We start from the raw sequence: 9603 nt of genomic DNA, 5'->3' as shown, positions 1-9603 counted from the left end.
GTGCGTTGGTGCGGTCGCGGTCGTTGTTCGAGCATCGGGCGGTGGTCTGGGGTTCGGAGCGGGCGGAGTTGCTGCGGGCGTTGGAGGCGGTCGCTTGTGGTGAGGAGGCGCTCAACGTGGTCACGGGGGCGGTACGGCGTGATGCGCGCACGGCGTTCCTGTTCGCGGGGCAGGGCTCTCAACGGCTGGGTATGGGGCGGGAGTTGTACGAGGCGTATCCCGTCTTCGCGGACGCCTTCGACGCCGTGTGCGCCCACCTGGACACCGGTCTGCCGCGCCCGCTGAGGGAGGTGGTGTTCGGCGATGACGTCGAGGTTCTGAACCGTACGGAGTTCGCCCAGCCGGCTCTGTTCGCTCTTGAGGTGGCGCTGTTCCGGCTGTTGGAGTCGTGGGGTGTCCGGCCGGACGTGCTGGCTGGTCATTCCATCGGTGAGCTGGCTGCCGCGTATGTGGCGGGTGTGTGGTCGTTGGCGGATGCGTGTCGTCTGGTGGTGGCGCGGGGCCGGTTGATGCAGGCGTTGCCGTCGGGCGGGGCGATGGCCGCGGTTGAGGCGTCCGAGGACGAGGTGCTTCCCCTCCTCGGGGACGAGGTGGGTGTCGCGGCGGTCAACGGGCCGCGGGCGGTGGTGGTTTCGGGCGCGGTCGAGTGGGTCGAGGAGATCGCGGACCATTTCCGTGGCCTGGGCCGCAAGGTGACGGCGTTGCGGGTGAGTCATGCCTTCCATTCGCCGTTGATGGAGCCGATGCTGGCGGACTTCCGCAAGGTGGCGGAGTCGCTGTCGTACGGGCAGCCGCGGGTCCGGATCGTGTCGACGGTGACGGGGGAGGCGGCGTCGGCCGAGGAGTTGATGTCGGCGGACTACTGGGTGGCTCATGTGCGGCGACCGGTGCGGTTCGCCGACGCTGTGCGGGTTCTCGCGGGGCAGGGTGTCGGCCGCTGTGCCGAACTCGGTCCGGACGGCACCCTGACCGCTCTCGCGCAGGCGTCCCTCGACGACGCCGGGTCCACGGTGCTGGTGCCGGTGCTGCGCAAGGACCGGCCCGAGGCGTCGAGTGCCCTCGCCGCCCTCGCGGCCCTGTTCGTCCACGGCGCCGACGCCGACTGGGGCGCCGTCCTCCCCGCCGGCGCCGCCCGTGTCGTCGAGCTGCCGACGTACGCCTTCCAGCGGAAACGGTTCTGGCCACAGCCGTCGCACAGCCCCGGCGGTCTGGCCGCCGCCGGGCTGGAAGCGGCAGCGCACCCACTGCTGGGCGCCGCCGTGGAACTCGCCGACGGGGGAGCGGTGCTGACCGGGCGCCTCTCGCTGAGTTCACACCCGTGGCTGCGGGACCACGACATCCTGGGCGCGGTGGTCTTCCCGGGTACGGGCTGGGCCGAGCTGGCGCTGCGCGCCGGAGACCAGGTGGGTTGCACCCGGGTCGAGGAGCTGACGATCGCGGTGCCCCTGCTGGTGCCGGAGCAGGGCACGGTCCGCCTGCGGATCAGCGTCGGCGTGGCCGACGACTCGGGACGGCGCTCCCTGGAGATGCACGCACGCCCCGAGGAGGCCCCGGACGACACTCCGTGGATTCTGCACGCCGACGGTGTGCTGGCTGTGGACCAGGCGGCTGAAGCACCCCGCGACGTGCCGTCCGGCCTCGTCGAGTGGCCGCCGCCGGGTGCCGAGCCCCGCCCCGTGGCCGACGTGTACGAGCGGTTCACCGCCGCCGGGCTGGCATACGGCCCGGTGTTCCAGGGACTGAGCCGCGTGTGGCGGCGTGGCGAGGAGGTGTTCGCCGAGGTCGCCCTGCCGGAGGAGCACGAGGCGCTCGCGGGCCGCTTCGGGGTGCACCCCGCTCTGCTCGACTCCGCTCTGCACGCCGTCCTGTTCGGTCCCCTCGGCGAGGAGGGGGGCCCGCGGCTGCCGTTCTCGTGGCGTGGGCTGTCGTTGCACGCCGGAGGGGCGCGGGCCCTGCGGGTGCGGCTGGTTCCGGCCGGACCCGACGCGGTGTCCCTGTACCTGGCCGACCCGTCCGGCGGCATGATCGCCGTGGTCGAGTCGCTGGCCCTGCGCGAGGCGCCCGCCGGAATGGTGGGCGGTCCGGCCCAGGCCACCCCGGCCGGGACCTACCGGATCGACTGGACCTCATTGCCCGCCCCGGCCCAAGCCTCCGCCCCCGCCTCTGCCTCGGCCTCCGCCCCCGCCTCTGCCTCGGCCCCGGCGTCGACCCCGGCTCCGGCCGACGACGCCGCGCCCGGGGAAGGCCGCACGGTGGTGCTGACGGACCACGCGGCCCCTGACGACCACCCGTACGCCGTGCACCCCGTCGTCCCCGCCCGTACCTGGGCGGAGCTGACGAGGGCCGTGCACGACGGCGATCCCGTCCCCAGGACGGTCCTGGTGCCGTGGAGCGGTCCCGAGGACGCCTCGCTGAGCGGGTCCTCCGCCGCCGCCCATGCCGTCACCGCCGCAGCGCTCGCCTTCGCACAGGACTGGCTCGCGGCCGACGAACTCGCCGAGGCGCGGCTCGTCGTCGTCACCCGAGGCGCGGTGGCAGCGCGGCCCGAGGAGGAGTCGGATCCGGCACTGTCCGCCCTGTGGGGTCTGGTGCGCTCGGCCCGCACGGAGAACCCCGGCCGTTTCGCGCTGGCCGACCTGGACGGCGGCCCCGCATCCTGGGACACCCTGGTCGCGCTTCTCACCGGACCGGGCCTGCCCGCCGACGAGGCCGAACTGGCCGTTCGCGGGGACGAGATACTCGTTCCGAGACTGGTGTCCGCACCCCTGCCCGCCACCTCCACCACCGACGCAGGACCCGGCGACGGGGGAACCGGCGAAGGGGGAACCGGCGACGGGGATGACACCGTGCGCCTCGCGGACGGCACCGTCCTCGTCACCGGAGGCACCGGCGGACTGGGCGCCCTGGTCGCGCGTCACCTGGTCACCGAGCACGGCGTACGCCACCTGCTGCTCGCGGGCCGACGCGGCCCCGAGGCGCCGGGCGCGGCACAGCTCACCGCCGAACTCACGGGTCTCGGCGCCGACGTCACCGTCACGGCCTGTGACGTGGCCGACCGGCCGGCACTCGAGAACCTGCTGGCGTCGGTTCCGGCCGACCGCCCGCTGACCGGAGTGATCCACACCGCCGGTGTCGTGGACGACGGCGTGCTGACGTCCCTCAGCGAGGAACGGCTGCTCACGGTGCTGCGTCCCAAGGCGGACGCGACCGAACACCTCGACGCGCTCACCCGTGACCTGGACCTGGCCGCGTTCGTGCTGTTCTCCTCGGTCTCCGGCACCTTCGGCGGTGCCGGACAGGCCAACTACGCAGCGGCCAACGCGTACATGGACGCCATCGCCCGGTGCCGCCGGGATCTCGGCCTGCCCGCGGTCTCGCTCGCCTGGGGTCCCTGGGCTCCCGGAACGGGTATGACGGCCGAGCTCACCGAAGCGGACCTGCACCGCATGGCGCGCGGCGGCGTCAGGCCGCTCGCCGCCGAGCAGGGCCTCGCGGTCCTCGACGCCGTGCTCGGCGACGCCGAGCCCTCCTTCCTGCTCGCCGTCGACCTCGACCTCCCTGCACTGCGCGAACTGCCGGAAACCCCGGCTCTGTTGCGGCAACTGGTGCGCGGCCGGGCCCGGCGCGCCGCGCACACCGGAGGTCACGGCGCCAGCGGCGACGAACTGCGCAGCCGGCTGCCGGCCCTGCCCTCCGCGGAACGCGAACCGTTCCTGTTGGAGCTGGTGTGCGGTCTGGTGGCCCAGGTGCTCGGCCACGCGTCCGCCGCCGACGTGGAACCCGGCCAGGCGTTCAGGACCCTCGGCTTCGACTCACTGACCTCGGTCGAACTGCGCAACCGCGTCAACGCGGCGACCGGGCTGCGACTGCCGGCCACGCTGGTCTTCGACCACCCCTCGCCCGTCGCGCTCGCCCGGCACCTGCTGACTGCCCTGGTCGGCGACGCGGCCGAGGCCCACGGCACGGCACGGCCCGCCGGGGAGGGCGTGGACGACGACCCGGTGGTCATCGTGGGCATGGCCTGCCGGTTCCCCGGTGGCGTCGAGTCGCCCGAGGACCTCTGGCGACTGGTCAGCGAGGGCGGCGACGCGATCGGTGACTTCCCGACGGACCGCGGCTGGGACATGGAGGCCCTGTACGACCCCGAGCCCGGCCGGCTCGGTACGACCTATGTCCGCCGGGGAGGCTTCCTCTACGACGCCGCGTCCTTCGACGCCGGACTCTTCGGGATCTCGCCGCGTGAGGCGCTGGCGATGGACCCCCAGCAGCGGCTGCTGCTGGAAGTGTCCTGGGAGGTGCTGGAACGGGCGGGCGTCGACCCGACCGCGCTGCGCGGCAGCCGTACCGGGGTGTTCGCCGGTGTCATGGGGCAGGACTACAACTCCTGCCTGCGCGAGGGCGAGCACGACTCCGAAGGCTATTTGCTCACCGGGAACACCAGCAGCGTCCACTCCGGCCGTATCGCCTACACCTTCGGCCTGGAGGGCCCGGCGATGACGGTCGACACCGCATGCTCCTCCTCCCTGGTCACCCTTCACCTGGCCGCCCAGTCGCTGCGGGCCGGTGAGTGCGATCTCGCCCTGACCGGCGGCGTCATGGTGATGTCCACACCGGACACCTTCGTCGACTTCAGCATGCAGCGCGGCCTCGCCTTCGACGGCCGCTGCAAGTCCTTCGGCGCCGGAGCCGACGGCACGGCCTGGTCCGAGGGCATCGGCATGCTGGTGCTCGAGAGGCTGTCGGACGCGCGCCGCAACGGCCACCGGGTGCTGGCGACGGTGGCGGGTTCCGCCGTCAACCAGGACGGCGCCTCCAATGGCCTGACCGCGCCCAACGGCCCCTCGCAGGAGCGGGTGATCCGGCAGGCCCTGGCGGGCGCCGGGCTGAAGCCCGCTGATGTGGACGCGGTGGAGGCGCACGGCACGGGCACCCCCCTGGGTGACCCGATCGAGGCGCAGGCGCTGCTGGCCACCTACGGCCAGGACCGCGAACAGCCCCTCTTCCTCGGCTCGTTGAAGTCGAACGTCGGCCACACGCAGGCGGCTGCGGGCGTGGGCGGTGTGATCAAGATGGTGATGGCGATGCGGCACGGAGTGCTGCCGCGCACCCTGCACGCCGAGGAGCCGTCGCCGTTCGTCGACTGGACGGCCGGCGACATCACCCTGCTGACGGAGAACGTGGAGTGGCCGGAGCCGCAGGGCCGTCCCCGGCGCGCCGGTGTGTCGTCCTTCGGCATCAGCGGCACCAACGCCCACGTCATCATCGAGCAGACTCCCGAATCCCTCCCCGCGACCCGCGACACCGGCAGCCCCGAACCGGTCACGGCGGCGGAGGAACTGCCGCTCACCCCGGTCGCGTTGTCCGCCGCGTCCGAGGGCGCCCTGCGCGGCCAGGCCGAACGGCTGTGGGCCCGGGTCGACGCCGATCCCGGACTGCGCCTGAGCGACCTGGGCCTCTCGGCGTCGCTCCGCCCCTGGCTGGAGCACCGCGCCACGGTCCTGGCCGCCGACCGCGCCGAACTGCTGCGCGGACTGCGCGCACTGGCGGTCGGCGAGCACGACGCCTCCGTCCTCACGGGCACGTCCGGCCGCTCGGGCCGACGGCCGGCCTTCCTGTTCGCGGGCCAGGGCTCACAACGTCTCGGTATGGGACGGGAGTTGTATGAGGCGTATCCGGTTTTCGCGGAGGCTTTCGACGCGGTTTGCGCGCACCTGGACACCGGACTGCCGCGCCCGTTGAGGGAGGTCGTGTTCGGTGAGGACGCGGAGCTGCTGAACCGGACCGAGTTCGCGCAACCCGCCCTGTTCGCTCTGGAAGTTGCCCTGTTCCGGCTGCTGGAGTCGTGGGGTGTGCGGCCGGACGTGCTGGCGGGGCATTCCATCGGTGAGTTGGCCGCCGCGTATGTGGCGGGTGTGTGGTCGTTGGCGGATGCGTGTCGTCTGGTGGTGGCGCGTGGCCGGTTGATGCAGGCGTTGCCGTCCGGTGGGGCGATGGCCGCGGTCGAGGCGTGCGAGGACGAGGTGCTTCCCCTCCTCGGGGACGAGGTGGGTGTCGCGGCGGTCAACGGGCCGCGGGCAGTGGTGGTTTCGGGCGCGGCGCAGGCCGTCGAGGAGATCACGGATCACTTCCGTGGCCAAGGCCGCAAGGTGACCGCGTTGCGAGTCAGCCATGCCTTCCACTCGCCGTTGATGGAGCCGATGCTGGCGGACTTCCGCAAGGTGGCGGAGTCGCTGTCGTACGGGCAGCCACGGATCCGGATCGTGTCGACGGTGACCGGGGAGGCGGCGTCGGCCGAGGAGTTGATGTCGGCGGACTACTGGGTGGCTCATGTGCGCAGGCCGGTGCGGTTCGCCGACGCCGTGCGGGTTCTCGCGGAGCAGGGTGTGTCGCGGTTCGTGGAGCTGGGCGCGGACGGGACCCTGACCGCGCTGGCCCAGAGCGGTCTCGACGGCGAGGACCGGGGCCTTCTGCTGACCCCCACCCTGCGCAAGGACCGCGCCGAGGCCCACTCCCTCCTCACCGCGGTCGTGGGGCTTCGCCTGCACGGCGGGCAGGTGGACTGGAGCGCCTTCTACGCTCCGACCGGGGCGACCCTGGTGGACCTGCCGAACTACGCCTTCGAACGCGAGCGCTTCTGGCCCGACGGCGCCAGACTGGGCGGTCCGTCCGCAGCGGGCGCTCCCGGCCGCGCGGACGCCGGGTTCTGGACCGCCGTCGAGCGGGGCGACGCCCGTACGCTGGCAGACTCGCTCGGCGTGGCGCAGGACGCGCTGGACGGGCTGTTGCCGGCGCTGTCGTCGTGGTGGCGGGGACAGCAGGAGCAGTCCCGGGTCGACGACTGGCTCTACTCCATGAACTGGCAGCCGCTCGGCGCGGTGTCCGGCGGTGTGCTGCCGGGACGCTGGCTGGCCGTACTGCCCGCCGTGCTGCGCGACGACGCGTGGAGCGATGCCGTGCTGGAGGGGCTTGCGGCGTACGGAGCCGAACTCGTACCGGTCGTGTACGAGCCCGGCGCCGACCGGGCCGTGCTGGCCGCGCTCCTCACTTCGGCAGGTGCGGATGAGCCGGTCGCCGGTGTCCTGTCCTTCCTGGCGCTGTCCGAACCGCAGGACGGGCCCACCGCCGACGGTGCGGCCGACGGCGACGCCGACGCCGACGCCGACGCCGACGCCGACGCCGGTGACGGTGACGGTGACGGTGTTCCGGCCGGGCCCGCCGCCACCGCCGTACTCGTACAGGCGCTGGGCGACGCCGGCATCGCCGCCCCGGTGTGGGCGCTCACCAGGGGCGCGGTCTCGGTGAACCGGTCCGACACGGCGCCCGACCCCGCACAGGGCGCGGTGTGGGGGCTGGGCCGGGTCGCGGCGCTGGAGCACCCGGAGGGCTGGGGAGGCCTGGTCGATCTTCCACAGCTCGTCGACCGGCGAACGACGGGCCGCCTCGCCGGCGTGCTCCTGGGCCGCTCGGGAGAGGACCAGGTCGCGATCCGGGCGACCGGTGTCTTCGGGCGGCGGCTCGGCCGCACGGCGCCCGGTGAACTCGGCGCGGGCTGGCGCCCCCGCGGCACGGTGCTGATCACGGGCGGTACGGGCGCGCTGGGCGCCCGGGTGGCGCGCTGGGCCGCCGCCCAGGGGGCCGAGCACCTCGTCCTGATCAGCCGGCGCGGCCTCGACGCACCCGGCGCGCCGGACCTGCGCGACGAACTCGCGGCCTCCGGTGTCCGGGTGACCGTGGCCGCCTGCGACGCGGCCGACCGGGACGCGCTCGCCGCGCTGCTGGCCGAGCACCCGGTGGACGCGGTCGTGCACACGGCGGGCGTCCTCGACGACGGGCTCGTGGAGACGCTCACTCCGGAGCGCTTCGCGGCCGTGCTGCGCGCCAAGGCCGTCGCGGGCCGCAACCTCGACGTGCTGACCCGGGACCGGGAACTGTCGGCGTTCGTGCTGTTCTCCTCCTTCGCGGGCTCCGTGGGCTCGCCGGGCCAGGGCAACTACGCCGCCGCCAACGCCTACCTGGACACCCTCGCCGAGCGGCGCAGGGCGGCCGGGCTCGCCGCCACGTCCCTGGCCTGGGGACCGTGGGCGCAGGACGGCATGGCGGCCGACGACGGTGTCGAGGAGTACCTGCGCCGCCGGGGCCTGACCGGACTGGACCCCGAGCCGGCCCTGACGGCGATGGAGCGACTGGTGGGCGCCGGCGATCCGGCCGCCGTCGTGGCACGGGTCGACTGGACGCGCTTCGCCCGTGCCTTCACCGCCGGACGGGGTACCGCCCTGCTGGGGCAGATCCCGGAGGCAGAGGCCGCGCTGCGGGACGCCGCGCCGGGAGCGGACGCCGACGCGCTGCGGCAGCGGCTCGGCGGACTCGGCGCCGACGAACGCACAGCGGCGCTCGTGCAGTTGGTGCGGGAGCAGGCCGCCATGGTGCTGGGACACGCCAGGCCCGAAGCGGTCGATCCGAGCCGTGCCTTCCGGGAGGCCGGATTCGACTCGCTGACCGCGGTGGAGTTGCGCAACCGGCTCGGCGCGGCCGTCGGGCTCCGGCTGCCGGCGACATTGGTGTTCGACTACCCGGCGCCCGCGGACATCGCCCGGTATCTGGAGGGCGAACTCGTCGGTTCGGGCGACGATCCGGCCGCGGGCTCCGGCCTCGTCGCCGAGATCGACCGGCTGGCGGAGGCCCTCGCCGCCCGCGCCGGGGACGGCGGCGAGACCGGCCGGGAGATCACCGCGAGGCTGCGGGGGCTGCTGGCGACGTGGACCGGCGCCGACGCCGCCGACGAGGCGGAAGACGCGATCGCGGAACTGGACGGGGCGTCGGACGACGAGATGTTCGACCTGATCGACAAGGAATTCGGGGTCTGACCACCCGGCCCGGGCGACGGGCCCGTTCACGGCTTTTTCGCGAGGAAGTGGAGCACGATGGCGAACAATGAAGAGAAGCTGCGGGACTACCTGAAAAGGGTGACGGCGGATCTCCGTCAGACCCGCAAGCGTCTTCATGACGTCGAGACGAGCCGCCAGGAGCCCGTCGCGATCGTCGGCCTCGGCTGCCGCTTTCCCGGTGGAGCGGACACGCCCGAGGCGTTCTGGCGGCTCCTCGCGGAGGGCCGTGACACCGTCGCGGACTTCCCCGCCGACCGCGGCTGGGATCTCGACGGCGTCTTCGACGCGGCGGGCGGCGTCGGCACCACGTACGCCCGCCAGGGAGCCTTCCTCTACGACGCACCGCTGTTCGACTCCACGTTCTTCGACATATCGCCCCGCGAGGCCACCACCATGGACCCCCAGCAGCGGCTGTTGCTGGAGACATCCTGGGAGGCGCTGGAACGCGCCGGCGTCGATCCGGCCACGCTGCGCGGCAGCCGCACCGGGGTGTTCACCGGGACCAACGGCCAGGACTACCTCGCGCTCATGCTCAACCGGCCGGAGGAGTCCGACGGCCACCTGACCACGGGGATCACCGCGTCGGTGTTGTCGGGGCGGGTGTCGTACGTGCTCGGCCTCGAGGGTCCGGCGGTGACGGTGGACACGGCGTGTTCGTCGTCGTTGGTGGCGTTGCATCTGGCGGTGCAGTCGTTGCGTGCGGGTGAGTGTGATCTGG

Annotated in this window: 2 protein-coding genes; both read left to right on the top strand. The window is 73.5% G+C overall.

The genetic code is table 11. The annotated features are described in order from the left end of the window. Positions 1 to 116 precede the first annotated feature (116 nt). Entirely contained in the window at positions 117 to 8864 is an 8748-nt protein-coding gene (locus IE239_RS40840) for a type I polyketide synthase (RefSeq protein ID WP_229878790.1), read from the top strand. A 57-nt stretch (positions 8865 to 8921) separates the two neighbouring features. Further along, the coding region (locus IE239_RS40835; RefSeq protein ID WP_190154515.1) for a beta-ketoacyl synthase N-terminal-like domain-containing protein at positions 8922 to 9603 on the top strand (682 nt) is incomplete at its 3' end.

The organism is Streptomyces humidus, assembly GCF_014649655.1.
In the GTDB taxonomy this organism is placed as follows: domain Bacteria; phylum Actinomycetota; class Actinomycetes; order Streptomycetales; family Streptomycetaceae; genus Streptomyces; species Streptomyces humidus.
The sequence above is the reverse complement of the archived record's forward strand: the minus strand, read 5'-3'. Positions and strand labels throughout refer to the sequence as shown.